This window comes from Roseomonas acroporae (genome assembly GCF_023223525.1).
In the GTDB taxonomy this organism is placed as follows: domain Bacteria; phylum Pseudomonadota; class Alphaproteobacteria; order Acetobacterales; family Acetobacteraceae; genus Roseomonas_E; species Roseomonas_E acroporae.
Genome location: NZ_JALPRX010000100.1, coordinates 1 through 23,929 on the forward strand (window position 1 = coordinate 1; position 23,929 = coordinate 23,929).

Genomic DNA, 23,929 nt, shown 5'->3' on the forward strand with positions numbered 1-23,929 from the left:
GATTACCGGGAGCGGGACCGTCCCTGGGACGAGCCGCCCATCATGTTGCAGTGCGCCATCATGGACTGCATGTCCGGCGGGATCGGCCGTCCCGCGCTGGCGTCCGCCTGCATCTGGCGACAGTGCGCCATCATGTCTTGCATGTTCATGCCGGACATGTTGTGGCCCTGCATGCCCGACATCCCCTGCATGTTCCCGTGGTTCATCCCGGGCATGTTGGAGTGGTCCATGCCCTGCATGCCCGCGCTGTCCGGACGCTGCATCGCGGCGCCCGGCGTCGTCGTGGAACGGCCCGCGGGCTGGACCGGAAGTTCCGCGGAAGTGGGTGCGGAAGCCTGTGGCGCGGACTGCGGCGCGCAAGCCACGGCTGTGAGCGCGAGGCCCAGGCCCACGACGAGACGTGCGGCCCACCCACTGCGAGAAGCGGCGTTCATGCGTCCTCCTATTCGCCATGCCACGCCGGACCGGGCTGGCGGATGCGGATGGAATCCCGTGTCCGGCGGGGCGCTCCCGCGAGGGGCGGCAGCCAGGCGCAGCGTACAAGCTCCCTTCCGGGCCGTCGTTGCCGGAAGGCTCGCTCAATTCTTACGTTTTATTGCCAGAGCCTCAGCGCGATTGATGAAGCCGGGGCGACCGTAGATATCCAATGCAACAGGCGGTGATGGTGCACGGCATCGCTCGCTGAGCACGCGCAACCGCAGCGCGCCGTCACTGCCACGCCTCCCGTCATTTCACGAAGGAGCTTCCGAGCATGGTTGAGGTTACGCTGTCGCGGCGCAAGATGCTCGCTGCTGGCATCGCCGCCCTCTCGGCTCCGGCTCTTCCGGGATCCGCCCTGGCTCAGCCGGCCGTCGGGCGGGCGATGCCCCGCGAGTTCAATCTCGCGATCGAGCACGTGTCGTTAAACATCACCGGCCGCAGCCGCCCGGCCATCGCGGTCAACCGCTCCGTTCCGGCCCCCGTCCTCCGCTTTCGCGAGGGCGAGGAGGTAATCATCAACGTCGCCAACCGGCTCCGCGAAGAGACGTCGATTCACTGGCACGGCCTGATCCTTCCGAGCAGTCAAGACGGCGTGCCGGGCATCAGCGATGGCTTTCAGGGCATCGCGGCAGGACAGACGCACCAGTACCGCTTCCCACTCGTGCAGTCGGGCACGTACTGGTACCACAGCCATTCCGGGACGCAGGAGCAGGCTGGCCTCTACGGTCCGCTGGTCATCGATCCGGTGCGCCCCGACCCTTACGGCTACGACCGGGACTACATCATCCAGCTCTCCGACTGGACAGACGAGAACCCGCACCGCGTCATCCAGAACCTCAAGCGCGACGCGGGCTACTACAACTACAACAAGCGCACCGCGGCGAGCCTCGCCAACGAGCTCGCGCGCGCCCCGAACGCACAGGCGCGCGAGGCCATCATCCGCGACCGGCTGATGTGGGGCGACATGCGGATGGACCCGACGGATATCGAAGACGTCACGGGCTACACATTCCTGGTCAACGGCCGGACGCCCGAGCAGAACTTCACTGCGGTCTACCGTCCCGGCGAGACGGTTCGCCTGCGCTTCATCAACTCCGGCGCCATGAGCCACTTCGACGTGCGCATCCCCGGGCTGGAGATGACCGTTGTCCAGGCGCACGGCAACAACGTGCAGCCGGTGGCTGTGGACGAGTTCCGCATCGCCCCAGCCGAGACCTTCGACGTGCTCGTGCGCCCCGCGGGCGGGCGCCAGTTCCAAATCCTGGCGGAGTCCATGGGCCGCCAAGGCTTCGCGAGCGCCAGCTTGGCCACCCAGAACGGTTTACCGATGATGCCGCTGCCCCCGCACCGCGAGCGGCCGCTGCTGACCATGGCCGATATGGGCGGCAACTACGGGCCCAAGGGCCTGGACCGCGGCACCCTGCGTCCCGAGACGGACCGGCCCGGCCAGATCGCCCCCATGGAATCCATGGACATGGGCGGCATGGACCACTCGGGGATGTCCGGCATGGGTTCCAGCAGTGCCCAGGGCGGCATGCAGGGCATGGATCACTCGAACATGCCCGGGATGAACCACGGAAATATGCCGGGAATGAACCAGGGCGCCCCGGCCCGGGGGACGGGCGGTGCTCGCCAAGCCCCGGCCAGGCCCCCGGCCATGGACCATTCGAACATGCCCGGCATGGATCACTCCAACATGCCGGGCATGGGCCGCTCGTCGTCCCTGGCACGGGATCCGGGCTTCCGCTTTGCCGTCGCGGACCTTCCGGTAGGTTCCGTGCCGGGCGCGGGCCTTTTCCGGTTGGCCCAGGCGAGCCAAGGCTCCATGCAGGGCATGGACCATTCGAACATGCTCGGCATGGACCACTCCAGCACGCCAGGGATGGACCACTCGAGCATGCCGGGCATGGGGCGGCCGCAGGGAGGTCAGCAGCCCCGGCCGCAGCGGCAGCAGGGGCGCCAGGGCCAGCAGCCCGCGCAGCGGCGCGACCAGCGTGGCGCCGCCCCAGCTGCGCCGGACCACTCGGCGATGGGCCACGGCGCGCCGGGCACCGGCCAAGTGGGTCAGGTCGATACTTCCGCGGCCAGCGCGCATGCGGGCCACGGGGGGATGGCGCCGCCCGACCCGTTCGCGGTGAACACCGGGGCGCCTCCGGGCACCCGTGTCCTGACATACCGCATGCTCCGGGCGCTCTCGAATCCCTACCCGGTACGCGAGCCCAACCGCATCATTGAGGTGCGCCTTACCGGCAACATGGATCGCTACTTTTGGGCCATTAACGGCAACCGCTTCAGCGAGGCGCAACCAATCGTGCTGAACCTCGGCGAGCGGGTCCGGATGCGGTTCATCAACGAGACCATGATGAGCCACCCGATGCACCTGCACGGCGTCTGGATGCAGCCGCAGGTGGGCAACGGCGCCCAGAACCCGCTGCTGCACACCATCAGCGTCAAGCCTGGCAGCACACTCGATGTGGATGTGGAGGCGGATGCCGAGGGCGGCTGGGCCTTCCACTGTCACATGCTCTTCCACATGGAGACCGGGATGATGCGGAAGGTCGAGATCCGACGTCAGCCGCGCGTCGCGTCTAACGGCTGATCACGAAGGACCGACACCCGATGCGACTTACGACCAAGGCGGCCGCCCTTCTCACGACCCTGCTCGGCTTCACCCTGGCCGGCGGGGCGTCGGCCCAGCAGGCCGCCTCCCAGAACGCGGTACACGATCCGGGCGCGCACGGCGCCTCGTCCCACGAGGTCTACTTCGGCGCCGTCCTTTTCGAGAAGCTCGAATGGGGCGTCGGCCTCAACGGCGCACCGAATATTGCGCGCTGGGACGGTCAGGCTTGGTACGGCACCGACTACGACAAGGTCTGGATCAAGACGCAGGGCGAGCTTGAGCGCGGGCGCCGCGCCGAGAATGCCGAGATTCAGCTGCTCTACTCCCGCCTCATCGGGTACTTCTGGGACTTCCAGGCGGGTGTCCGCTACGACCCGCGTCCGCGGCCGGACCGCACCTACGGCGTTATCGGCATTCAGGGCTTGGCCCCGGGCCTGTTCGAGGTGGACCTCCAGGGCTTCGTGAGCGAGAGGGGCGACCTCTCGGCGCGGCTTGAGCTCTCTTACGACGTCTACGTCACCCAGCGGCTTGTGCTGCAGCCGAACCTGGAGGTGAACGTCGCTGCCCAGCGCGTGCCGGAACTCGGCATTAACAGCGGGTTCAATGACATAGAGGCAGGTTTCCGCCTCAGGTACGAGTTCACCCGCGAGGTCGCGCCCTATGTCGGCGTGAACTATACAAGGCGCTTCGGCGAGGCCGCCAAGTACGCTCGCGCTGAGGGGGGGAAGGCCGAGGGTATTGAATTCGTCACCGGCATTCGTCTGTTCTTCTGAACGGGCCCGTCGAATGAATGCTTGCTGCGAGGACGAAGGTTCCGTCGGAGGGCCGCGTTGACCGAGCGTCCTGGAAGCGACGGTTCCCGCGGAGTGCCCGCCCCCAACCTTCCACCTATGTCGGGAGAGGGGCGACACGTTCTCGTCGTCGAGGACGATGGGGAACTGCGCAAGCTCCTGCTCACCCTTCTGCGCCGCAGCGGGTTCCGCGCCAGCGGCGCCCGCGACGGCATCGAGATGCGACGCCTCTTGGCATCGGCCCAGGTGGACCTCGTGCTGCTCGACATCATGCTGCCGGGTAAGTCGGGGTTCGAGCTCTGCCGGGATCTCCGTGCCGAGGGACGGATCCCGGTCATCATCCTGACCGCCCTGGCCGAGGCATCGGACCGCGTTGTCGGGCTGGAGCTGGGGGCGGACGACTTCGTTGTGAAGCCAGCCGACCCCCGGGAGCTGGTCGCCCGCATCCGGGCTGTCCTCCGCAGGGCCGAGGGCCCTGAGGATAACGCGGGCGGTAAGGGCCGTGAGGTGGCGCACTTCGCCGGGTGGTCCCTGGATACCCGGCGTCGCGAGCTTCTCAGGCCGGACGGCGTCGCGGTCGAGCTGACCAGCGGCGAATATGACCTCCTCCTGGCGTTCGTGGAGCGGCCGCAGCGTATCCTGACGCGGGACCAGCTCCTGGACATCGCCCGGAACCGCCCCTACGGCGGGCTGGACCGCTCGATGGACGTCCAGATCAGCCGGCTGCGGGCCAAGCTCGGATCCAGGCCCCACGAGGACGGGGAGCCGGGCCTCATCAAAACGGTCCGTGGCGTAGGATACCTGCTGTCGAGCCCCGTGGATTGGTCTGGGTGAGAAGGTTCCTCCCCCAGTCCCTTGCAGCACGGACCCTGGCGACCCTGACAATTGGCTTCGCGGTGCTCTTCGCCGCCATGGTCGGCATTCACGACGTGCTGCTCCGCCATGCCGTGGAGCGGGGGACCGAGGAGCTGCTAGCCCAGCGCCTGGCGACGATCCTGGATGCTGTAGCATCGGCACCGGAGGGCGACAGGGACCGGATCGCCCATGCCCTGTCGCGGGCGGACCTGGAGGTGCACTGGCGCCGCGACGCGGCCCCCACCCCCGAGCACCCCTCTCGCGAGGAGTGGCCGACCGTCGCGGCCCGAACAGCGGCCCTGAGCGGCGTGGCGACCGAGTTGCGCGTGCGCCCCGGACGCTACGAGGCCGCGTCGGACCGGCTCGTCGGCATCGGAGCGGTGGCCCGCCTACAAGACGGCTCCTGGCTGGAGGTGGAGCTCGCCTCCTTCACCGTGTTATCGGCCGATCAGGGCGTGCTGCACTCCTACGCGGCTACCGTCGGCTTAGCCCTTCTCCTGGCTGTCGGCTTCGCGGCCCGTTCTGTCTCGGCGCCGGTCTCGGCGCTGGCGAAGGCCGTTTCCCGCCTCGACCCCGAGGGCGAGCCGCCAGCCCTCTCTGCTTCCGGCCCGCGCGAGGTCCGCCAACTCGCGGAGGCGCTGACCGACATGTCCATGCGGACCCGTGACGCTTTCCGCCAGCGGACCCTGGCGCTCGGCGCGCTCTCTCACGACCTGATGTCGCCGATCGCCCGGCTGCGTCTCCGGGCCGAGGATCTGCCGGAGGAGGTTCAGCAGCCGATACGACGCGATCTGGCCGAGATGGAGACGATGGTCTCCGACGTCCTCGCCTACCTCCGAGGCGGGCACGGCGGTGAAGCCGTCCTGCCGCTGTCGATCGCGGCGCTCGTCCGCACCGTGGCCGACGAGTTTGCCGATGCGGGGACGCCGGTCGAGGAAGGGCGCATTGACGACGCCGTTGCCCCGGGGCGCCGGGTCGCCATCAAGCGGGCAGTGACGAATCTGGTCGCGAACGCCGTTCGGCACGGGCGCGATCCATGGATCGAAGTCGAAGCGCTCCCCGACGCAGTGTTGGTGCGGGTGGGCGACCGCGGACCCGGCATACCGCCCGAAGACCTCCCCAGGGTGACTGAGCCGTTCTTCCGGGGGGACCGCGCCCGTACCGCGGGCGGCGGCAGCGGCCTGGGCCTCTCGACCGCCCAGGCCATCGTCGAAGCCCACGGAGGGCATCTTGCCGTCGAGAGTGCGCTCGGGCGTGGGACCGTGGTCACCCTGACCCTTCCTCGCTGGCCGCAGGGCGCCGACGACGGCCAGCCAAGTAATAAAACGATGTAATCCGGCGCCCGCCGGACAGCCGCTGCACGGCGTTAGGGCCAGGCGGATCGGCGCCGGTTCCGGGGCACGTGTCGCGGTACCCCGTGGCAGGAAGTTCTCCCTGAATCGCTAAACTGCGCCGCATAAACAGCGAGGAAGGACGAGCCCGATGTTGACAAGAGGTCACGCTATTCAGGCCACTGCGGCGGCCGCGGCAGCGCTCCTATGGGCTGGCGCCGCGTCGGCCCAGAGCGCCGCGGGCCAGCAAGCCGGTCACCAGGGGGCCTCGGCGGGGTACCATGCTGCCATGGAGGCCATGAACCGCGACATGGCGGCCCAGCCTATGACCGGCAACGCCGACCATGACTTCGCCAGCATGATGGCGCGGCATCACCAGGCCGCCATCGACATGGCACGGGTCGAAGTCGAGCACGGGCGTGATCCCGAGATGAAGCGTAAGGCTCAGGAGATGATCCAGAAGCAGCAGCAGGACATCGCCGAACTGAGGACCTGGATGTCACGGCACCCGGCCCGCTAGGACTTTCGCGGCCCACGGCCCACGGCCCACGGCCCACGGCCCACGGTCTGCGGTCTGCGGCTCTGGGCGGTTGTCGCTGACTGGCCGGACGCCATGCCTGGGCTAACCGGCCCGCGCACGCCGCGGTCGCACCTCCAAGGAAATAGAGATGAGCTACCTCCGCTTCGGCGCGATGATCCTGGTGTCCACGGTCGTCATGTTCGGGCTTATGTACCTGAACACCTACGCATTCGAGCATGTGTTCTACAGCCAGACGCGGACGTGGATGGCCCTCATGATGGGCGGGGCGATGGCCGTCATCATGATGCTGTTCATGCTGAAGATGTATCACAGCAAGCGCGCGAACCTGGCCATTGTCGCAGGTGGGGCGGTCGTGTTCGCCGCGTCACTCTTCCTGGTTCGCAGTCAGGCGACGGTCGGTGATGTGGATTACATGAAGGCCATGATCCCGCACCACTCCATCGCCATCATGACTAGCGAGCGCGCCCATATCCGCGACCCGCGCGTGCGACGTTTGGCAGACCAGATCATCGAGGCGCAGGTCCGCGAGATTGGGGAAATGAAGCAGCTGATCGCCGACCTCGAGCGCAATCCGACCGCTCCAGGGGCGCCGGACCTGGAGCCGCGGGTGGCAAGCGCGGCTATAACAGGCCGATAACGTCGGAACGGGCGCTTCCGCTCCTCCGGACGCCCTCCCCCTCTTGCCTAGGCCGCCCCGTAGCGGAAGCCGGAGCGTGGACGCTTGCCCGGAATCTAGGCGCGCAGGTCTCTCCCCTTGACCTTGCCACAATGGGAAGCCCCACCTCCCGGCGACTGTCGTGGAAAGGGGAATGCCCATGCGCTTCATCGTCGAGAACATGCACTGCGAAGGCTGCGCCAAGGGCGTGACTGCCGTGGTGAAGGAAGCCGACCCTTCAGCACAGGTCGAGGTCCGGCTCGAAGACAAGTCGATTTCCATCAACGGCGGCCGCCTTGGCGGCGAGGCGCTTCGAAGCGCCCTGTACACGGCAGGCTGGAAAGCCGCCGGAATGGCTGGTTGACTGTAGGCGGGCGTCGGCCTGCAGCGGAAATAAATTGGTGCGCGATTGCCGCTGCCGCACTGCGGTGTCCCGCCTATTCATCCTGCAAGGCTTCCGCCGTCATCCCAGTCGCGGAATCGCCTCTACAGGAGAGACCATGCTTTCACGATTTGCCTTCCTTCGGAACGGCGCGCTCGCTGCGGCCTTTGCCGTCCTGATGGCTCCCGGTGCTGCGTCCGCGCATGCGATGCTGCACTCCTCCGATCCAGGCGACGGCGCAACCCTCAACTCGTCTCCGCGCGCGCTGCACCTGATGTTCACCGAGGAGTGCCGCGTGACGTCGCTGCGCCTGCTCGACGAGGCCGGGAAGGAGCGGCAGATCCGCCGTGAGGGCGGGCGGGAGGCGGCGAGCCACGCGACCGCGACCGTTCCCTCGTCGCTCCCGCCGGGAGCCTACCGGATCGAATGGCGGGCCATGGGCGGCGACGGCCATGTCATGAGCGGCGCAGTGCGCTTTGCCGTGACATCTTCGCGGTGATCTTGGAGCTGCTCGGGCCGGAGCCGGACCTTTACCGGGCGCTCTCGGCGGCGTGGCGCATCGCCTTCTACGTCACCTGCTTCGGGGCCGCTGGGCTGGGCGTCTTTGCCATCGGCTTCAGCCGCCTACAGACGCCCCAGGACGCCGCTTCGTGCCGTCGCCTGACCCGGACCATGGTGGCACTGGGCTTGGCGTCCAGCCTACTCTGGCTGGCAACGCAGGTTGCCTTGGCGTCGGACGGGGATCCGTTCGACGCTGAGGTCTGGGACATGATGGTCACCTCCCGTCCGGGGATCTCCGTCCTGATCGCCTGGACGGGCTTGCTCGCGGTGGCGGTTGCTACCTGGATGGGGCAGCCGAGCCTCGTCGTCGGCGCCGCAGGTATCCTGACGATTGCAGCCAGCTTCACAGCCGTCGGCCATACGACGCAGCACCAGCCACGGTGGCTCCTCGCGGCAGCCCTGGTGACGCACCTCGTTGCGGTCTCCTTCTGGTCCGGCAGCCTCTGGCCGCTCGCTCTGGCCTCTAAGCGGGGCGGTCCGGAGGCGGCACGGCTGGTCGAGGGCTGGGCTAGGGCCGCCACTTGGCTCGTGGGTGGCCTGGTTCTCGCCGGGGCGCTGCTGGCGTGGCTTCTCGTGGGCAGCCTCGAGACCCTGCTAACCACGGCGTATGGCTGGGCTTTGATGACCAAGCTGGCGCTGGTGGGCGTCCTGCTCGGCTTCGCGGCATGGCACCGCTTCCGGCTGACGCCTGCCCTTGCGGCCGGCACTCCCGGAGCGGGAAGGCGTCTTGCTGTCTCCATCGGGTGGGAGATCGCGGTCATGGTCTTGGTGTTCTGGGCCGTGGCCGAGATGACGTCCACCAGCCCCCAGGGCGAGGGATAGCTTCCAGCGGTGCCGCGCCTATTCCCTCCCGGTCCAGGCCCTGGACGTGGTGAAGGCGCGGCACCGCGGAATCCGGCCCCACTCACTGGCAGCACGCTGCGTCGGGGAAGGTAAAGCGGCTACTATTGCTCTTCCGGGCGACGTGCCATCAGCGCCATGCGGGTATCCGCACCGGAGTTTGGTGGCAGCAAATTCAGACCCGGAGGGCGCGTCCGAGCTTGCGTCGGTTGGTAGGTCTGCCGACGTGATCGCTTACGCCAATTTCCATGTGCAGCCCCGGGGTTCCACTCCAGTACATGGCAGCGCCAGCCGTTGGCGGTTTACAGCGTTGTCCTATGTGAATCTGGCGGCGGCTTAAACGAAGTTCGCGCAGTTCCCTGTCCGCTCAGTCCACAGGTAGACACTACATCATTTTGTTGCACGGTGATCCGCTGTTCGACTGAGCCGTTCTCATTGGCCGGTCACTGCGGGGGCTTGGAACTGCCTACCCTGCCCGGCCGGTACATTCCTCATCGTGCAAGGAAAACGCTATGGCACATAATCCGCAGCACTTTGGGCTGAGCAGTGGCCGCGATTTCCAGAGAGCGTTCGGTGACTATGACTTGCGCATTGGACAGGCGCACTTCGACTTTTTCTCCGGGTCAGACGCCATGGACGTTCAGTTTGGCCGAGCCAACGCGGACATCCTCCTCGGCAATGCTCAGAACGATGACCTGCTCGGCGGTCGCGGAAGCGATGTCCTCGTCGGCGGTGCGGGTATGGATCATATAGATGGAGGCAAAGGCAACGACCTCCTGATTGGTGGCGACGCCGCCGACGGGCTTCGGGGAGCGGACGGGCGAGACTACCTCAGCGAAGGGGTGGGCCACGGCGACCTCGAGGGCGGCGCTGGAAACGACGTGCTCTCCGGTGGGCTGGGCGGCGATGCGTTCATCGTCGACCCTACCAGCGGCCACGACATTGTCGTCGACTTCCAGGCTGGGCCTGGCATCCTCGATCACATCGCGTTCCGCGAGATCACGCCGGAGGAGCTGACGTTCCAGGACACGGCTGCTGGTGTGAAGATTAGCTGGGCGGATGGAGAGGGCTCGGTGCTGCTGGCGGGTATCGAGAAGGCGGATCTCGCCCAGGACGATTTTATGTTTGCGGATGACCGCTATCTTCTCCAGCCCACCAGTGCCGACGCGGACCACGTATCCGCCGTCAGCTTCGCAAAGGATGAGGGCTTCAACGTTTTCGCGCCGGACATCACCGACAGCACGACGCCCGCCACCACCATCCACTTCGACGAGTTCAATGTGCAGATCGGCGCTGCGCAGGCGGACGCCCTTGCGGGCACGGACGCGCGCGACTTCTACTTCGGTCTCGGGGGAGATGACCGGCTGTCAGGGGCAGCCGAGGACGACAACCTCACCGGTGATGCCGGAAACGACACTCTGGACGGCGGCATGGGCCAGGACCACCTAGTAGGCGGCGCCGGGGACGATCAGCTCTTCGGAGGTGACCAGGCCGACAACCTCATGGGCGAGGACGGGAAGGACACCCTGTACGCCGGTGCCGGTCACGACATGCTCGAGGGCGGGGGCGGCGACGATGTCCTGAACGGCGGGGACGGTGCCGACGCCTTCATCGTGTCTCCCGACAGCGGCAACGACGTGGTCACAGGTGGCTTTGATGCAGGCCCCGGCGCTTTCGACCACATCGCCTTCCGTGACATCACGCCCGATGAGGTCACGGTGGCCGACACGACTGGTGGAGTGCTGGTCAGCTGGACCACGGATCAGGGAACCGGGTCTCTGTTGCTCGAAGGCCTTACGAAGAGCGAGATGGCTCAGGACGACTTCATGTTCAATGCAGATGCAGGTACAAGCGGAGCTTTTGTGAACGATCCCGCCATTACGGATGAGGGCTCGTTGTACCTCTTCCGGGACGGAACCACGACCACTGATGTGCAGCAGGACTACCTGTTGGCCTAGTTCGCTTAGCGGCCCTGCGCCGCAGTGCGTGGCGCAGGGCCCGCGACCGGGGCACCAGGGAAGCCCGCCGGATTCCGCACCCAATCACCTGGAGTTCTCTCCTCCAGGACGAGTCTGGCGTCCCTGCAAAGCGTGCTCCCGTTCCGGCCAAGTGCTCTTAATAAACGCCAGCACCGTGCGGATCTCGGCGTCGGTCAGAACGTCGCCGAAACTAGGCTTATCGTGCGTTGGTTCCCGGCCAGAGGGGCAGGTTGGCCCGAACTGGCTGGGTTTTCGGATGGGCGCCGCGGAACGGGGCGGGGCCGCGCCCTCCCCGGCTGTGCCCGACGCGCGTCCGGGCGGCGGGCATGATCCTCTGGCCGGCACACCTCCCGCTAGTCAGGGCTGACGGGGTCGTCATGTCTCCCGCCCGAGCGTCCACTGCACCCTCGTGGGCGGACATCGAAGCGGCCCGCTGGAGCTCGTCTGCTACGGCGTGGTCTGGCCGATAGCAGCATGGCCGCTCTCGAGATCTGGAAGCGGCGAAGCCGACATAACGCGCTGCCGAGATCCGGTGCTCAGACTCCGCGGCGGGGTCGATCTGCGCCGGGATCGCGAACTCGACGTGTGAGAGCCAGCAGCGCGACCAGGGACAGCGCGGTGAGGGTGCTGGACAGCATGAGCGCCGCGTGCGGTCCGAGCGCATCCAGCACCAGCGCGAAGAGGAGGGGCGCCCCGCCCTGGAGGAGGCGCGCCGGGGCCGCGAGCAGCCCCGTGCGCAGCCCGTAGCCAGCCGGGCCGAACAGGGCGAGTGGCAGGGTGCCGCGCGCGATGGTCAGCAGCCCGTTCCCGGCACCGTGCAGCAGTACGAAGGGGATGGCGACCACCGGCCCGAGGAAGGCCAGGAGCGCCGCGCCGACCGGATGCAGGCCCGCGGCAAGCTGCGCCGTGACGAGGGGCGACGCCTTTCTGAGAAGAGCGAACTCGGCCACCCGGGCCGCCACCTGGGCCGGGCCGACCAGGGACGCCGCGAAGATCGCCGCGGTCGGTGCCGCGCCCAGGGCCTCGATGATCCGCGGCAGGTGGGTAGCAATGGCGGTGGAGACGAAGGTCGTGGCGGCGAAGACGGCCGCCAGGATGACCATGGTCCAGGGCACCCCGCCCGGCGCCGCGTCGGCCGGGACCGCGGCCGCGGCCGGAGGCGGCGGCGGGACCTTGGCGACGAGGAAGCGGTTCAGCGGCAGGGCCACGACCAGGTGCAGCACGGCCCAGGCGAGGCAGGCACCCCGCCAGCCCAGGGCGTCGATCATGAAGGCACTGGCAGGCCATCCCACCGTGGAGGCGAAGCCCGCGAAGAGGGTGATGCCAGTGATCGCGTTGCGGGCCTCGCGCCCGTACAGGCCGGTCACCGTGGCGAAGGCCGCCTCGTAGAGGCCGAACCCCATGCCGACGCCGATCACCGCCCAGGCCAGGGCCAGGGTGACCGGCCCAAAGGCGAAGGACAGCAACGCCAGCCCGGCCGCGAAGACGAGGTTCGAGGCCGCGAGGACGTCGCGGCCGCCGTAGGTGTCGATGAGCCGCCCGGCCGTCGGACCGACGAGGCCGGAGAGCAGCAGGGCGCCGGAGAAGATCCCGAAGAACAGGGCTCGGGACAGGCCAAGGGCCTCGCACACCGGATCCGCGAAGACGGCCGGGAGGTAGTAGGTGGACGCCCAGGCCAGGGTCTGCGTGATGCCGAGAGTGGTGGTGACAACCCCCCGGCGCCGCACGAGATCCGCGGCCTTCATCCCCGCTCGTACCAGCCCTTCGTCCGCATCACGATGTGGACCACCGAGAGCATGACGGGCACCTCGACCAGCACGCCGACCACGGTCGCCAGCGCGGCCCCGCTCTCGAAGCCGAAGAGGGCAATGGCCGCCGCGACGGCCAGCTCGAAGAAGTTGGAGGCGCCGATGAGGGCGGAGGGACCGGCGACGCTGTGCGCCGAGCCGCACTGCCGGTTCAGCAGGTAGGCCAGCCCGGCGTTGAAGTAGACCTGGATCAGGATAGGAACCGCAAGCAGCAGGATCACCAGCGGCTGCGCGAGGATCTGCTCGCCCTGGAACCCGAACAGCAGCAGCAGCGTGGTCAGCAGGGCCACCAGCGACACCGGGTTGATCGCCTTCAGCATGCGCCCGAGGGCCGCCTCGCCGCCCGATGCCAGCAGCGACCGGCGCCAGAGCTGCGCCGCGACGAGGGGCAGGACGATGTAGAGCAGGACGGAGAGGAAGAGGGTGTCCCAGGGCACCGTGATGGCGGAGAGGCCGAGGAGCAGGCCGACCACCGGCGCGAAGGCCACCAGCATGATCGCGTCGTTCAGCGCAACCTGACTCAGGGTGAAGTTAGCATCCCCGTCCGTCAGGCGGGACCACACGAAGACCATGGCGGTGCAGGGCGCCGCAGCCAGCAGGATGAGGCCCGCGATGTAGCTGTCTCCCTGTCCTGCGGGCAGCCAGGGCCGGAACAGCCAGCCGATGAACAGCCAGCCCAGCAAGGCCATGGAGAAGGGCTTCACCAGCCAGTTGATGCCCAGCGTCACGGCGATGCCGCGCCAGTGCCGGGTGACCTGCCCCATGGCGGCGAAGTCCACCCGGAGCAGCATGGGCACGATCATCGCCCAGATCAGGACCGCGACGGGGATGTTGACCTGGGCCACCTCCATGCGGCCGAGCGCCCGGAACGGCCCGGGCAGCACGGCGCCGAGCGCGACGCCCGCCACGATGCAGAGGGCGACCCAGAGGGTGAGGTAGCGCTCGAAGGTGCCCAAGGCCGCCCGGCGGTGCTGGATGGCGGCCTCGCGGTCCACGGCCGCGCTCATGCCGTCAGGCCCTTGGCGACACGCTGACCGGCGGCATCGACCACTGGCTCGCCGTCCTCCTTCGTGAAGCCCCCAAGCTGCGGGTTCGGCAGGATATTGAGTACAGCCTCGGAGGGCCTGCACAGCTTCACCCCGAGGGGCGTCACCACGATCGGCCGGTTGATGAGGATGGGGTGGGCCATCATCGCGTCGAGCAGCTGGTCGTCGGTCAAGGAAAGGTCGCCGAGGCCCAGCTCCGCGTAGGGCGTGCCCTTCTCGCGCAGGACGTCGCGGACCGGCACGCCCATGCGCCGGATCAGGTCGGCCAGGACGTCCCGGGTCGGCGGGGTCTTCAGGTACTCGATCACTTCCGGCTCCTCGCCGGAGTTCCGGATCAGGGCCAGGACGTTGCGGGAGGTCCCGCAGGCCGGGTTGTGGAAGATCGTGATGGTCATGCCGCAGGCTCCGGGGAGGGGCAGGCACAGGCCGAGAGGGCGGCGACCGCGGGGGTGCAGACCTCCGGGTGGCCCTGGCAGCAGTCCCGCATCAAGAAGGCGATGAGGCCGGATAGGGCGTCGTAGACGGCCGAGTACCGGATGGACCGGCCGTCCCGGCGCGACTGCACCAGCCCGGCCGCCTCGAGGTGGGTGAGGTGGAAGGACAGGCGCGAGGAGGTGGCGCCCATCGCCTCGCCGATGGCGCCCGCCGCCATGCCGTCCGGCCCCGCCGTCACCAGCAGACGCACGATCCGGAGGCGGGTCTCCTGCGCGAGGGCGCCGAGGGCATCGAGTGCTTGCGTTTCGTCCATGACCCCTTAATGTCTCAAGACACGTTGAGGTGAAAGAGGGAAGATGAACGCGCCTGCTCTGCCCCTGACCATCGGCTTCGTGGGTGACGCCTCGCTGGGCGCGGTGCTCGACGCCCTCCGGCCCCACGCGGCGCGACGGCTGGTCATCAGCTACGACGGGCGCCAGACCGAGCCCGGCTACCACGTGACCGAGGTGAAGGCGGGCTCCTTCGTCACCCTGGACTGCGGTGGGAACCCGGATGCCTGGCAGGAGACGATCCTGCAGGTGGAGGACCTGCCCGCCTCGGCCGAGAAGCCGGAGCACATGGAGGTCGGCAAGTTCCTCGCCATCCTCGAAAAGGTGGCGTCCCGGGTCAGCCTGCAGCCGGGCAGCCGCCTGACCTTCGAAGTCGGGCCGCCCGGCCGTCCCATGCAGATCTTCGACGTCGAGGCGATCCGGATCGAGGCGACCAGCGCCGTGATCGAGCTCGGGCCCCGGGCCGCCATCTGCAAGCCGCGGCACCGGGCGGAGCAGGAAGCGGCCCAGGCCGCCTCGCCCTGCTGCAAGCCGTCGAGCGGTTGTTGCTGAAACCAGTGCCACACGCCGGGAACATCGGCTGCGACTTCCGCTTTTGGGAGGTCGTGCGCGACCCGCTGATGGCCGGGTCGGGCGCGAAGCCGCCGATCTGGCCTCCCCTGAACATGTGCCGCGCGCCGGTCCTCGCGCCACTTCTCCTCCTGCGCCACGCCGGCCTGCACCAGCACGAGCCGTACCGGCGGCCCCGGCGGCTCCGGGCCGGAGAGGCGCCACGCGCCGAAGGCGGCGAGGGCCAGGGCCGCGGCCCCGCCCGCGAGCCAGGCCCGGCGGCGGTCGGGGAGGACCGGGAGGCCCGCGAGCAGGAGCGTCAGCAGGGAGAGGCCGTGCACGCCGACCACGGCCGCGCCCTGCACTGGTAGCGCCGCGAAGGCCCAGACGCCGCCCAGGGGATTCCACGGGAAGCCGGTGAACAGCACGCTGCGCAGCATCTCAGCGAAGGTCCAGGCCCCGGCGAAGCCCGCCAGGCGGCACCAGCCCGGAGGCAGGAACCAGGCGGCGAGCGCGGGTGGCACCGCGTAGAGAGCCATCACGGCGGCGAGCGCCGGCGCGGCGAGCGGCACGAGCCACCACCAGCGCGCCGGGTCTGTGAGCAGCGCCTCCGTAACCCAGTACAGGCCCCCGAGGCTGTGGCCGAAGCCCCAGGCCAGGCCGAGCCTGCCCGCCCGTCGCCACGACGTCGCGGCGCCGAGCAGCGCGAGCAGCCCCGGTACGGCGAGCAGCAGCACCAGCACCGCATGAAGCGGGGGCAGGGCGAGGGCCGAGAGCAGCCCGAGGGCGAGCGCCGCGGCGAGAGCCCGACGCGGCGGCAGTCCGGCAAGCCAGGTGAAGAGGCGGGCGACCGCGTCCGGTGGCGCGAACCCTTCCCCTCGGCCCGGCGCGGTCCCTCTCCGCCCCCCCGCGGCCTCGGGCTCGTCGCCCGTGCCGCCTCGAGAGGGCGAGGTGGAGGCGACGGCGCTCGGGATCGGGCGGCCCGCGCGCGTCCGGAGGGCGCCGCCGCTCATCCGATCCTCGCGAGCCATGGGAAGGCCACTAGCATCCAGTCCGCGAGCGCGGTGATCTCGCCGGTGGCGATGAGCACCCACATCAGCAGGCCGGAGGCGAACTGCGCGACCCTGACGGTGCCGCAGGAGCTCATCTGGTCAAGGTTGCTGTGGCGTCCATCCAGGCTTTCAGGCCGACCTTGAAAGCGTCCCGGCCCTTGTCCGTCAGGGTGTAGACCTTTCGCTTGCGGCCGGAGACGACCTCGGCTTCGGGGGGGCACGCGGCCGTTGGCTACCAGTTGAAACCTGTGTCGGCCCCGGAGTGCAGTGAAACATGGCGGAAGCGGACCACCTGGGCTTTGTGGTTCATCCGACACTGCGCGAAGATGCCCGAACAGCCGCGGGCACGGGCCAAGAGGCTGACGTTGATATCCGCGACAGCTATCCGGGCTCCGGGCTTGAACCGGGAGGTCTCTGCGAGAAGGACCCCGTTCTCATAGATCGAGGTCTGACCATCCCACGCGAGGTCGGTCGTCGATTCACCCTCGCCAGACGCCGTGTACAGATAGGCCGCCGTGCATCGCGCCGACTGAGCTTGGCACAGCATTCGCCGGGTGTCGGCTTTCCCGACTGTGATGTTGCTAGCCGACAGGTTCACCAGAACAGTCGCACCAGCCAGCGCCGCGATGGCGCTCGGCTGTATCGGCACCCACATATCCTCGCAAATCTCAGCGTGGAACACGAGCCCTGGGCGGTCCTCGGCCACGAAGATGAGGTCGGGACCGAATGGCACGTGCTGCTCACCCAGGCGGATCATGCTGCCTTCCGTACCTTGCCCGGACGCGAAGTAACGGCGTTCGTAGAACTCGCGGTAGTTTGGCAGGTGAACCTTCGGGACCACCCCGGCCACCCGCCCGCCATGGACCACCACTGCTGTGTTGTAGACGCGCCCCGCGTGGCGCAGGGGTGCTCCCACCACCATGACGGGCTGGATATGGACGGAAGCCTCCACAATACGCCTCAGGGCGGCCTCCGCAGCGTCCAGCACAACATCCTGAAGGAAGAGGTCGTCAATGGAGTAACCGGTCAACGCCAGCTCCGGGAAGGCGACCAGGGACACCAATCGTGCGTCGCAGGCACGCGCGGTCGTCAGCAGGGTGTCCGCATTCACCTCCGGGTCGGCAATGCGAACAGGAGTCGTGCAGGCGGCGACCCTTACCTGGGCGTCCGGTCCGGATGGCCCGGTGCTCTGCCCCGGAGGCAGCTCTGGCTGAACGTTCTCAGTCATTGGTTGCCTCACGCAGATCCGTCCTGGCATCGCGGACGATCGACCATGCCGATTGCAGGAAAAGCCCGGCGATGACGACGGCCACGGCGAGATCCGGCCATGCAGTTCCGGTCCACCAGACGAGACCCGCCGCGACCACCACGGCGAGGTTGCCGATGGCGTCATTGCGGCTGAATAGCCAGACAGCCCGGACATTGGCGTCACCCTCCCGGTGCGGGATGAGCACCGCCGCGGAGGCGACGTTGACCACCAGCGCGACGGTGCCGAAGAGGCCCATCAGTTCGGCCTCGGGCTGGTTCAGCACCAGCACCCGGTAGCCAGTGGTGGCGAGCACGCCCAAGCCGAGCGCCGCGAGGAACAGTCCCTGGATGAGGGCGGACCGGGCGCGCCAAGCGAGGCTCCAGCCGATGGCCAGCAGGCCGAGGAAGCTGATCAGGCCGTCGCCAAGGAAGTCGAGAGCGTCCGCCTTCAACGCCTGGCTGCCGGAGACGAAGCCGCCAACCATCTCCACGAGGCCGTAGCCGACGTTGAGTCCCACGACGATCCAGAGCGCCCGGCGGTAGGCGGGCGTGATGTGGCCAAGGTCCCGGGGCAGATCGTCGTCGTCGCTCATCCTATGCGTCCGAGCCCCGGGAAGAGCTCAAGCATCAGGATGGCGAAGTCGGTCAGGTGGCCCGTGATCATGGCCGCCCCCATCACTACCATGACGCCACCCGCTACGATCTGAAGAACACGGCCGAGGCGCCGCAGCCCGCGGAACGGGCCGCGCAGGAAGGCGTCCGCGAAGGCGGCGACCAGCAGGAAGGGCACGCCCAGCCCAGCTGCGTAGGTGGCCAGGAGCACGATGCCGAGGTGGCTGATCTCGCTGGTGGCGGTCAGCGCCAGGATGGCGCCGAGCACCGGCCCGATGCAGGGCGTCCAGCCAAAGGCGAAGGCCAGCCCGAGCACATAGGCGGAGAGCGGCGTGCCGCCGCTGAGGGTCGGCATGAAGCGGAGGTCGCGTTGCAGCGGCATCAGCCGCAGGACGCCCGCGGTCATGAGGCCGAACAGGATGACCACCACGCCGCCCACGATCCCGGCCTCGTAGCGGTAGCGCAGCAGGGCTTGGCTCAGCGCCGAGGCGCCCGCGCCCATCGCCACGAAGACGGTCGCGAAGCCCAGAACGAAGCAGAGGCCGAGGCCGACCGTGGCGAGGCGACCGGGCGCCGCGCGTTCGGCGGCGACCGAGCGACCGGCGACGTAGGAGACGTAGCCGGGCACCAGCGGCAGCACGCAGGGCGAGAGGAACGAGACCATCCCGGCCAGGAAGGCTGTCAGGAGGCCGGACATCTGGAGGAGCGGGTTCACGGCGGTCCCGCCCTCAGGGTCGCGCCGCGGAGGTCGGCGCGCCCGCCGGGTCGCGCCTCCCGCCGACGAGGAGCAGGAGCGCGACGCCGACGAAGATCGCGGTGTCGGCGAGGTTGAAGGCGGGCCAGTGGTACCCAGCCACGTGGAAGTCCAGGAAGTCCGTCACGGCACCGTGCCGCAGCCGGTCGACGACGTTGCCCAGGGCGCCTCCGACGATGAACCCGACCGAGGCCGCCATCCCCGGCCGCCGGTCGCGCGTCGTCCAGACGACGAGGCCCACGACGACGGCGAGCGCGAGGGAGGACAGGAGCCAGGGCGTCGCGGGGTGGTCCGCCGACAGCAGACCGAAGCTGACGCCCCGGTTCCATCCCAGCACCAGGTTGAAGAACGGGGTGATGGGGATGACGCGGGGCGGATCCATGAGATAGGCCAGTACCCACCACTTCGTCGCTTGGTCCAGCGCGAAGGCCAGCGCGGCCGTCGCCGCGCCCCAGGTCCAGGCGAGGCGCGCCCTGGGCAGGCCCTCAGCCATGCGCCACGCCCTTAAAGCGGTATCCGAGCAGACGCAGGGCGTTGAGGGTTACCAGCACCGTCGCGCCGGTGTCGGCCAGCACGGCGGGCCAGAGGCCGGTGATGCCGACCACCGTCGTTACCAGGAAGATCGCCTTCAGGCCGAGGGCGATGGCCACGTTCTGGTGGATATTGGAGAGCGTCGCGCGCGACAGCCCGACCAGGGCGGCCACGTCCACGACACGGCTGTTCAGCAGCGCCGCGTCGGCCGTCTCCAGGGCCACATCGGTCCCGCCGCCCATGGCGATGCCGACTGAGGCGGCCGCGAGCGCGGGCGCGTCGTTGATGCCGTCGCCGACCATGGCAACGGGTGCTTTTTCCTTAAGGGCGCCGATCTCCCGCAGCTTGTCCTCCGGCAGCAGCCCCGCTTTCACCTTGAGGCCGAGCGCCCCGGCGATGGCCTGACCCGTGCGGATGTTGTCGCCGGTCAGCATGACGGCCTCGACCCCGAGGGCGCCGAGCGCCCGGATGCCCGCGGCCGCGTCCGGCCGGGGCTCGTCGCGCACCGCGATCAGGCCGGTGTGGGCACCGTCCACGGAGACGACGACTACCGTCTTTCCTTGGCTCTCCCACTCGGCGACCGTCCGCGCCGCGTCGGCCGGGAGCGGCGCCTGCCCGGCGGCATGAGAGGGCGAGCCGACGGCCACGCGCTTGCCGGTCACGACCGCCTCAACGGCCTTGCCCGGGATGGCCCGCGAATCCTTGGCGGGGCGCAGTGGGATGCCATCGGCGTCCGCCCGCTCCAGGATGGCGCGGCCGAGCGGGTGGCTGGAGCCGTTCTCCACCGCGGCGGCGAGGCCGAGCATGGTACGCTCCGGGCCGGAGAGGGCGAGGAGGTCGGTCACGCGCGGGCGCCCTTCGGTCAGGGTGCCGGTCTTGTCGAAGGCGACGGCGCGGATCCGGCCGATGGTCTCCAGGGCGCCGCCGCCCTTCACCAGCAGACCCCGCCGGGTGCCGACGGCGAGGCCGGAGGCGATGGCCGCAGGCGTCGAGAGGACGAGGGCGCAGGGGCAGGCGACCAGCAGCAGCGCCAGGCCGCGGTAGATCCAGGTGTCCCAGTCTGCGCCGACGACAAGCGGCGGCGCGGCGGCGACCAGGGCCGCCACAGCAACCGCGATCGGCGTGTAGACGGCCGAGAACCGCTCGATGAAGCGGGCGGTCGGCGCCTTGGCATCCTGTGCCTCCTCCACCAGGCGGATAATGCGGGCGATGGTGTTGTCCGAGGCAGGCCGGGTCACGCGGACCTGCAGCGCGCCGGAGGCGTTGATGCTGCCCGCGAAGACGGAGGCGCCCTCGGCCTTGGGGACAGGGACGGACTCGCCGGTCACCGAGCTCTCGTCCACCTCGGACTCGCCCTCGGCTACCTCGCCGTCGGCCGAGACGCGGTCTCCCGGGCGGATCAGGACGAGGTCGCCGACCTTGAGGCTGGCAGCGGGCACCTCCCGCGCCGTGCCATTCTCGATGCGCAGCGCGGTTCTCGGCACCAGGGCGCCGAGCGCCTCGATGCCCGCGCGGGCACGCCCGGCCGCGACGTTCTCGAGCAGCTCGCCAATGGTGAAGAGGAACACCACCACGGCCGCCTCGGAGGTCGCGCCGATGGCGATGGCGCCGACGGTCGCGATCGACATCAGCATCTCGATGCTGAAGGGCGACCCGGCGCGTGCCGCGGCGATTGCCTTGCGGCCGAAGTAGACAAGGCCGAGCAGGGCGGCGGGCAGGTAGACCCAGTGGTCCAGGGCCGGGACAGCGAGCGAGACGGCAAACCCGGCCACCATGAGGGCGCCGATCGCTGCGGCGAGCCGCGCCTTTTTCCCCTTCCACCATGGCTGGCGTGGGCGAACAAGCGCCAGGTCGGCGGCGGCGCCAGGCTCGCCCGCGACCACCCGCGGCGCCTCGACGGGGGCGACGCCGTAGCCGAGCTTACGGATCTGCTCCTCGACGGCCGAGCGCGGCGTGGCCGCCTCGTCCAGCCGGAAGGCCAGAACCTGGCTGTGGTAGTTGACCCGGATGTCTTCGGCCCCGCCGAAGCGGCCAACCGCCGTTTCGATTTTCGAGGCGCAGGACGGGCAGTCCATGCCCTCCACGTGGTATCGCAGGGCCGACCTGGACCCAGGGGCCAGTTGAGCCGTTCCGCCGTCAGCCATCGCCGCCACCCAGTCCTTGCCAGTCACGCCAGAGGCGCGACGCCGTAGCCGAGCTTGCGGATCATATCCTCGACGGCCGAGCGCGGCGTGGTCGCCTCATCCAGCCGAAACTCCAGGGTCTCGGTCTTGTAGTTGACCTGGATGTCCTCGGTGCCGCCAAGGTGCTCCACCGCGTCCTCGATCTTCAAAGCGCAGCTGGAGCAATCCATGCCGTCGACCCGGTAGCGCAGGTCCACCCGCGTCCCGGGCGCCGTAGTTTCGCTGTTGGCCATCGTTTGCCTTCCCTTCCAGGAATGTGCCCGCCGGTTGGCGCGCGGACAGAAGGCTCCCTACATGGACCCTGTAGCCACTACAGGGTCAAGGGAATGGTTGTGGAAAAGCCCCTGAACATCGGCGCCCTTGCTAGGGTGACCGGAACGAAGGTGGAGACCATTCGCTGGTACGAGCGGGTCGGCCTGCTCCCGGTGCCCGCCCGCAGCGCGGGGAACTATCGAACCTACGGCGAGCCGCACCTCGGCCGCCTGAGCTTCATTCGGCGCGCCCGGGACCTTGGCTTCTCGCTGGAACAGATCCGCGCCCTGCTTGACTTGGCCGAGGACCGCGAGCGCTCCTGCGACGCGGTGGACGTCATCGCCCGCGAGCACCTGGACGAGGTGGACCGGAAGATCGCCGACCTGCAGGCGCTGCAGCGGGAACTGGCCTCCCTCATCGGGCAGTGCCGTCACGGCAACGTGGCGGAGTGCCGCATCATCGAGGCGCTTGCCCCGCCGAAGTAGACGTGTTGGATGCGCGTTGTTCTCGATGAATGATCAGGCGGGCCAACAGATCGCTCCGGGCAGGCTGAAGGCCAGCAGCGTCGAGGCATCCCTTCCCGGCGCAGACATGCTGACGTCCCTCATGCCGAGGGCTTCCAGGCGAGGAGGCGCAGGGCATTCAGCGTCACCAGCACCGTGGCGCCGGTGTCCGCGATGATGGCGGGCCACAGCCCGGTCACGCCCATCAGAGTCGTCACGAGGAAGACCGCCTTGAGCCCGACGGCGATGGCGACGTTCGCTTTCACGTTGGCCATGGTGGACCGCGACAGGCTGACGAGTTCGGAGACGCCGGTCACGCGATCCTTCAGGACCGCTGCATCCGCTGTTTCCAGGGCCACGTCAGTGCCGCCGCCCATGGCGACGCCCACCGAGGCTGCCGCCAGCGCCGGGGCGTCGTTGATGCCGTCACCCACCATGGCCACGGAGCCGGACGACCGGAGGGCTCCAATCTCGCGGAGCTTGTCGTCCGGCAGCAGCTCGGCCTTCACGTCCAGGCCCAGCCCCTTGGCGATGGCCGCCCCGGTCCGGGCGTTGTCGCCCGTCAGCATCACGGAGCGGATGCCGATCCGCGAAAGGGCGGCGATGCCCTCGGCCGCGTCGCCCCGAGGCTCGTCACGGAGCGCCAGGACGCCCGCGACGGTGCCGTCCGCCAGGATCACGACGGCCGTCTTGCCCTCGTTCTCCAAGCGGGTGACCGCCTCGGCCAGTCCGCCGAGTTGGGCGCCCGCCTCCGCGGCGTGGCGCGGGCTGCCGACGCTGACCTTGCGGCCGTCGACCGTGGCGGTGACCCCCTTCCCGGGCACAGCAGCCTGGTCGGAAACGGGCGGCGTCGCGACGCCCCGCGCTTCCGCCGCGGCCACGACGGCCTTGGCCAGGGGGTGCGAGGACCCCTGCTCGACCCCGGCCGCCAAGGTCAGCAGGTCGGACTCGGAGGTTCCCTGCGCGGGCAGGATGTCCGTCACCTTGGGATGACCCTCGGTCAGCGTGCCGGTCTTGTCGAAGGCCACGGTCTTCGCCGCGCCGATCTCCTCCAGGGCGGCACCTCCCTTGATAAGCAGGCCGCGCCGGGCACCGGCGGACAGGCCGGAGGCCATGGCGGCTGGCACCGAGATGACCAGGGCGCAGGGGCAGGCGATCAGGAGGACGGCCAGCCCGCGGTAGACGCTGGTCCACCAGTCCCAGCCCAGCAGGAAGGGCGGGACGAGGATGACCAATGCTGAGACGAGCATCGCGCCCGGCGTCCACCAGGTGGAGAAGCGCTCGATGAAGCGCTGCGTCGGTGCACGGGAGGCGGTGGCCTCCTCCACCATGCGGATGATGCGGGCGATGGTGTTGTCGGTAGCGGCTCGGGTCACGCGCACCCGCAGGGCGCCGTCGGCGTTGATGGAGCCCGCCACGACCGCCTCGCCGGGGCCGCGGGACACGGGGATGCTCTCCCCGGTGACGGGGCTCTCGTCGAGCGCGGACCGGCCTTCCTCAATGGTGCCATCGCAGGGCACGCGGTCGCCGGGGCGGACCAGGACGAGGTCGCCGACGGAGAGCTGGTCGGAAGGCACCTCCTCGGTGGAGCC

The 23,929-nt window shown here is 69.1% G+C and carries 26 protein-coding genes and 1 pseudogene; 13 read left to right on the forward strand and 14 right to left on the reverse strand.

Features of this window, described 5'->3' with window-relative positions; translation table 11 throughout:
- Window positions 1–2: 2 nt before the first annotated feature.
- Window positions 3–434 carry a hypothetical protein gene (locus M0638_RS21150; protein ID WP_126281746.1) on the reverse strand — a complete coding sequence of 144 codons (432 nt, stop codon included), beginning with the start codon at window positions 432–434 and terminating at the stop codon, window positions 3–5.
- Between the two features lie 317 nt (window positions 435–751).
- Here M0638_RS21150 and M0638_RS21155 point away from each other — a divergent pair, with 317 nt between their 5' ends.
- The 10 genes from M0638_RS21155 to M0638_RS21200 all read left to right on the forward strand — a co-directional run bounded on the left by M0638_RS21155 (window position 752) and on the right by M0638_RS21200 (window position 11,014).
- Window positions 752–3,079, forward strand: coding sequence for a copper resistance system multicopper oxidase (locus tag M0638_RS21155; RefSeq protein WP_230453418.1), 2,328 nt, complete (start codon window positions 752–754; stop codon window positions 3,077–3,079).
- A 20-nt stretch (window positions 3,080–3,099) separates the two neighbouring features.
- The gene (locus M0638_RS21160) at window positions 3,100–3,873 is read left to right on the forward strand and encodes a copper resistance protein B (RefSeq protein WP_075822445.1); all 774 of its coding nucleotides are present in this window, start codon (window positions 3,100–3,102) and stop codon (window positions 3,871–3,873) included.
- A gap of 117 nt (window positions 3,874–3,990) precedes the next feature.
- The gene (locus tag M0638_RS21165) at window positions 3,991–4,725 is read left to right on the forward strand and encodes a response regulator (RefSeq protein WP_075822444.1); all 735 of its coding nucleotides are present in this window, start codon (window positions 3,991–3,993) and stop codon (window positions 4,723–4,725) included.
- A gap of 62 nt (window positions 4,726–4,787) precedes the next feature.
- Entirely contained in the window at window positions 4,788–6,080 is a 1,293-nt protein-coding gene (locus tag M0638_RS21170; protein WP_230453419.1) for a sensor histidine kinase, read from the forward strand.
- A 286-nt stretch (window positions 6,081–6,366) separates the two neighbouring features.
- Window positions 6,367–6,597, forward strand: coding sequence for a DUF305 domain-containing protein (locus M0638_RS29265; protein WP_408903655.1), 231 nt, complete (start codon window positions 6,367–6,369; stop codon window positions 6,595–6,597).
- Window positions 6,598–6,745: 148 nt separating this feature from the next.
- On the forward strand, window positions 6,746–7,255 hold the full coding sequence (locus tag M0638_RS21180; protein ID WP_075822441.1) for a DUF305 domain-containing protein: 510 nt from the start codon (window positions 6,746–6,748) through the stop codon (window positions 7,253–7,255).
- Window positions 7,256–7,433: 178 nt separating this feature from the next.
- A complete protein-coding gene (locus tag M0638_RS21185; RefSeq protein ID WP_230453421.1) occupies window positions 7,434–7,637 on the forward strand; it encodes a heavy-metal-associated domain-containing protein in 204 nt (67 codons plus the stop codon).
- A 136-nt stretch (window positions 7,638–7,773) separates the two neighbouring features.
- Window positions 7,774–8,154, forward strand: a complete 381-nt coding sequence (locus M0638_RS21190) for a copper resistance CopC family protein (protein WP_075822439.1) — start codon at window positions 7,774–7,776, stop codon at window positions 8,152–8,154.
- Complete coding sequence (locus tag M0638_RS21195; protein ID WP_230453422.1) at window positions 8,151–9,038, forward strand: copper resistance D family protein; 888 nt, start codon at window positions 8,151–8,153, stop codon at window positions 9,036–9,038. The genes M0638_RS21190 and M0638_RS21195 overlap by 4 nt, the downstream gene beginning before the upstream one ends.
- 530 nt (window positions 9,039–9,568) lie before the next feature.
- On the forward strand, window positions 9,569–11,014 hold the full coding sequence (locus tag M0638_RS21200; protein WP_230453423.1) for a calcium-binding protein: 1,446 nt from the start codon (window positions 9,569–9,571) through the stop codon (window positions 11,012–11,014).
- Between the two features lie 557 nt (window positions 11,015–11,571).
- On the opposite strand, the gene M0638_RS21205 is transcribed toward M0638_RS21200, so the two are convergent.
- From M0638_RS21205 to M0638_RS21220, 4 genes are read right to left on the reverse strand one after another with little or no spacing between them, the layout of a single operon-like run.
- Window positions 11,572–12,780, reverse strand: coding sequence for an MFS transporter (locus tag M0638_RS21205; protein WP_230453424.1), 1,209 nt, complete (start codon window positions 12,778–12,780; stop codon window positions 11,572–11,574).
- Window positions 12,777–13,850 carry an ACR3 family arsenite efflux transporter gene (gene arsB / locus M0638_RS21210; protein ID WP_239370962.1) on the reverse strand — a complete coding sequence of 358 codons (1,074 nt, stop codon included), beginning with the start codon at window positions 13,848–13,850 and terminating at the stop codon, window positions 12,777–12,779. The genes M0638_RS21205 and arsB overlap by 4 nt, the downstream gene beginning before the upstream one ends.
- The gene (gene arsC / locus M0638_RS21215) at window positions 13,847–14,284 is read right to left on the reverse strand and encodes an arsenate reductase (glutaredoxin) (RefSeq protein WP_230453425.1); all 438 of its coding nucleotides are present in this window, start codon (window positions 14,282–14,284) and stop codon (window positions 13,847–13,849) included. Before arsC ends, arsB begins: the two co-directional genes overlap by 4 nt.
- Window positions 14,281–14,637: an ArsR/SmtB family transcription factor gene (locus M0638_RS21220; protein ID WP_099781010.1), complete on the reverse strand. Its 357-nt coding sequence runs from the start codon at window positions 14,635–14,637 to the stop codon at window positions 14,281–14,283. The genes arsC and M0638_RS21220 overlap by 4 nt, the downstream gene beginning before the upstream one ends.
- A 43-nt stretch (window positions 14,638–14,680) precedes the next feature.
- On the opposite strand from M0638_RS21220, the gene M0638_RS21225 reads away from it, so the two are divergent.
- Together M0638_RS21225 and M0638_RS21230 are read left to right on the forward strand one after the other, a co-directional pair.
- A complete protein-coding gene (locus M0638_RS21225) occupies window positions 14,681–15,205 on the forward strand; it encodes a DUF6428 family protein (protein WP_099781011.1) in 525 nt (174 codons plus the stop codon).
- A 5-nt stretch (window positions 15,206–15,210) separates the two neighbouring features.
- Window positions 15,211–15,573, forward strand: a complete 363-nt coding sequence (locus M0638_RS21230) for a hypothetical protein (protein WP_248668979.1) — start codon at window positions 15,211–15,213, stop codon at window positions 15,571–15,573.
- Here M0638_RS21230 and M0638_RS21235 read toward each other — a convergent pair.
- The 8 genes and pseudogenes from M0638_RS21235 to M0638_RS21270 all read right to left on the reverse strand — a co-directional run.
- Window positions 15,562–16,233: pseudogene (locus M0638_RS21235) on the reverse strand (hypothetical protein); the annotation flags it as partial. The gene M0638_RS21230 and the pseudogene M0638_RS21235 sit on opposite strands and share 12 nt — an antisense overlap.
- Window positions 16,212–16,349 carry a hypothetical protein gene (locus M0638_RS21240; RefSeq protein WP_193009548.1) on the reverse strand — a complete coding sequence of 46 codons (138 nt, stop codon included), beginning with the start codon at window positions 16,347–16,349 and terminating at the stop codon, window positions 16,212–16,214. The pseudogene M0638_RS21235 and the gene M0638_RS21240, both read right to left, overlap by 22 nt.
- Before the next feature lie 137 nt (window positions 16,350–16,486).
- Window positions 16,487–17,482, reverse strand: a complete 996-nt coding sequence (locus tag M0638_RS21245; RefSeq protein ID WP_248668980.1) for a nitrilase-related carbon-nitrogen hydrolase — start codon at window positions 17,480–17,482, stop codon at window positions 16,487–16,489.
- Window positions 17,475–18,095: a cation diffusion facilitator family transporter gene (locus M0638_RS21250; RefSeq protein ID WP_230453426.1), complete on the reverse strand. Its 621-nt coding sequence runs from the start codon at window positions 18,093–18,095 to the stop codon at window positions 17,475–17,477. Before M0638_RS21250 ends, M0638_RS21245 begins: the two co-directional genes overlap by 8 nt.
- Window positions 18,092–18,829 (reverse strand): cytochrome c biogenesis CcdA family protein, encoded by a 738-nt coding sequence (locus tag M0638_RS21255; RefSeq protein WP_456316051.1) that lies wholly within the window; start codon window positions 18,827–18,829, stop codon window positions 18,092–18,094. The genes M0638_RS21250 and M0638_RS21255 overlap by 4 nt, the downstream gene beginning before the upstream one ends.
- 13 nt (window positions 18,830–18,842) lie before the next feature.
- Window positions 18,843–19,361 carry a signal peptidase II gene (gene lspA / locus M0638_RS21260; protein WP_248668981.1) on the reverse strand — a complete coding sequence of 173 codons (519 nt, stop codon included), beginning with the start codon at window positions 19,359–19,361 and terminating at the stop codon, window positions 18,843–18,845.
- On the reverse strand, window positions 19,354–21,483 hold the full coding sequence (locus tag M0638_RS21265) for a heavy metal translocating P-type ATPase (protein ID WP_456316052.1): 2,130 nt from the start codon (window positions 21,481–21,483) through the stop codon (window positions 19,354–19,356). The genes lspA and M0638_RS21265 overlap by 8 nt, the downstream gene beginning before the upstream one ends.
- Window positions 21,484–21,566: 83 nt before the next feature.
- Window positions 21,567–21,815 carry a heavy-metal-associated domain-containing protein gene (locus M0638_RS21270; RefSeq protein ID WP_083755472.1) on the reverse strand — a complete coding sequence of 83 codons (249 nt, stop codon included), beginning with the start codon at window positions 21,813–21,815 and terminating at the stop codon, window positions 21,567–21,569.
- A gap of 93 nt (window positions 21,816–21,908) precedes the next feature.
- Here M0638_RS21270 and M0638_RS21275 point away from each other — a divergent pair, with 93 nt between their 5' ends.
- On the forward strand, window positions 21,909–22,319 hold the full coding sequence (locus tag M0638_RS21275) for a MerR family transcriptional regulator (RefSeq protein ID WP_073140505.1): 411 nt from the start codon (window positions 21,909–21,911) through the stop codon (window positions 22,317–22,319).
- Window positions 22,320–22,438: 119 nt separating this feature from the next.
- Here the strand turns inward: M0638_RS21275 and M0638_RS21280 are convergent.
- Window positions 22,439–23,929, reverse strand: a 1,491-nt coding sequence (locus M0638_RS21280) for a heavy metal translocating P-type ATPase (RefSeq protein ID WP_248668982.1), incomplete at its 5' end; no start/stop codon positions are given.

Coding starts and splice junctions, on each gene's coding strand:
- M0638_RS21250 (WP_230453426.1), bottom strand. CDS start 18,095: ATGAGCGACGACGACGATCTGCCCCGGGACCTTGGCCACATCACGCCC.
- M0638_RS21180 (WP_075822441.1), top strand. CDS start 6,746: ATGAGCTACCTCCGCTTCGGCGCGATGATCCTGGTGTCCACGGTCGTC.
- M0638_RS21275 (WP_073140505.1), top strand. CDS start 21,909: ATGGTTGTGGAAAAGCCCCTGAACATCGGCGCCCTTGCTAGGGTGACC.
- arsB (WP_239370962.1), bottom strand. CDS start 13,850: ATGAGCGCGGCCGTGGACCGCGAGGCCGCCATCCAGCACCGCCGGGCG.
- M0638_RS21220 (WP_099781010.1), bottom strand. CDS start 14,637: ATGGACGAAACGCAAGCACTCGATGCCCTCGGCGCCCTCGCGCAGGAG.
- M0638_RS21165 (WP_075822444.1), top strand. CDS start 3,991: ATGTCGGGAGAGGGGCGACACGTTCTCGTCGTCGAGGACGATGGGGAA.
- M0638_RS21205 (WP_230453424.1), bottom strand. CDS start 12,780: ATGAAGGCCGCGGATCTCGTGCGGCGCCGGGGGGTTGTCACCACCACT.
- M0638_RS21270 (WP_083755472.1), bottom strand. CDS start 21,815: ATGGCCAACAGCGAAACTACGGCGCCCGGGACGCGGGTGGACCTGCGC.
- M0638_RS21200 (WP_230453423.1), top strand. CDS start 9,569: ATGGCACATAATCCGCAGCACTTTGGGCTGAGCAGTGGCCGCGATTTC.
- M0638_RS29265 (WP_408903655.1), top strand. CDS start 6,367: ATGGAGGCCATGAACCGCGACATGGCGGCCCAGCCTATGACCGGCAAC.
- M0638_RS21225 (WP_099781011.1), top strand. CDS start 14,681: ATGAACGCGCCTGCTCTGCCCCTGACCATCGGCTTCGTGGGTGACGCC.
- M0638_RS21240 (WP_193009548.1), bottom strand. CDS start 16,349: ATGAGCTCCTGCGGCACCGTCAGGGTCGCGCAGTTCGCCTCCGGCCTG.
- arsC (WP_230453425.1), bottom strand. CDS start 14,284: ATGACCATCACGATCTTCCACAACCCGGCCTGCGGGACCTCCCGCAAC.
- M0638_RS21245 (WP_248668980.1), bottom strand. CDS start 17,482: ATGACTGAGAACGTTCAGCCAGAGCTGCCTCCGGGGCAGAGCACCGGG.
- lspA (WP_248668981.1), bottom strand. CDS start 19,361: ATGGCTGAGGGCCTGCCCAGGGCGCGCCTCGCCTGGACCTGGGGCGCG.
- M0638_RS21150 (WP_126281746.1), bottom strand. CDS start 434: ATGAACGCCGCTTCTCGCAGTGGGTGGGCCGCACGTCTCGTCGTGGGC.
- M0638_RS21185 (WP_230453421.1), top strand. CDS start 7,434: ATGCGCTTCATCGTCGAGAACATGCACTGCGAAGGCTGCGCCAAGGGC.
- M0638_RS21190 (WP_075822439.1), top strand. CDS start 7,774: ATGCTTTCACGATTTGCCTTCCTTCGGAACGGCGCGCTCGCTGCGGCC.
- M0638_RS21160 (WP_075822445.1), top strand. CDS start 3,100: ATGCGACTTACGACCAAGGCGGCCGCCCTTCTCACGACCCTGCTCGGC.
- M0638_RS21155 (WP_230453418.1), top strand. CDS start 752: ATGGTTGAGGTTACGCTGTCGCGGCGCAAGATGCTCGCTGCTGGCATC.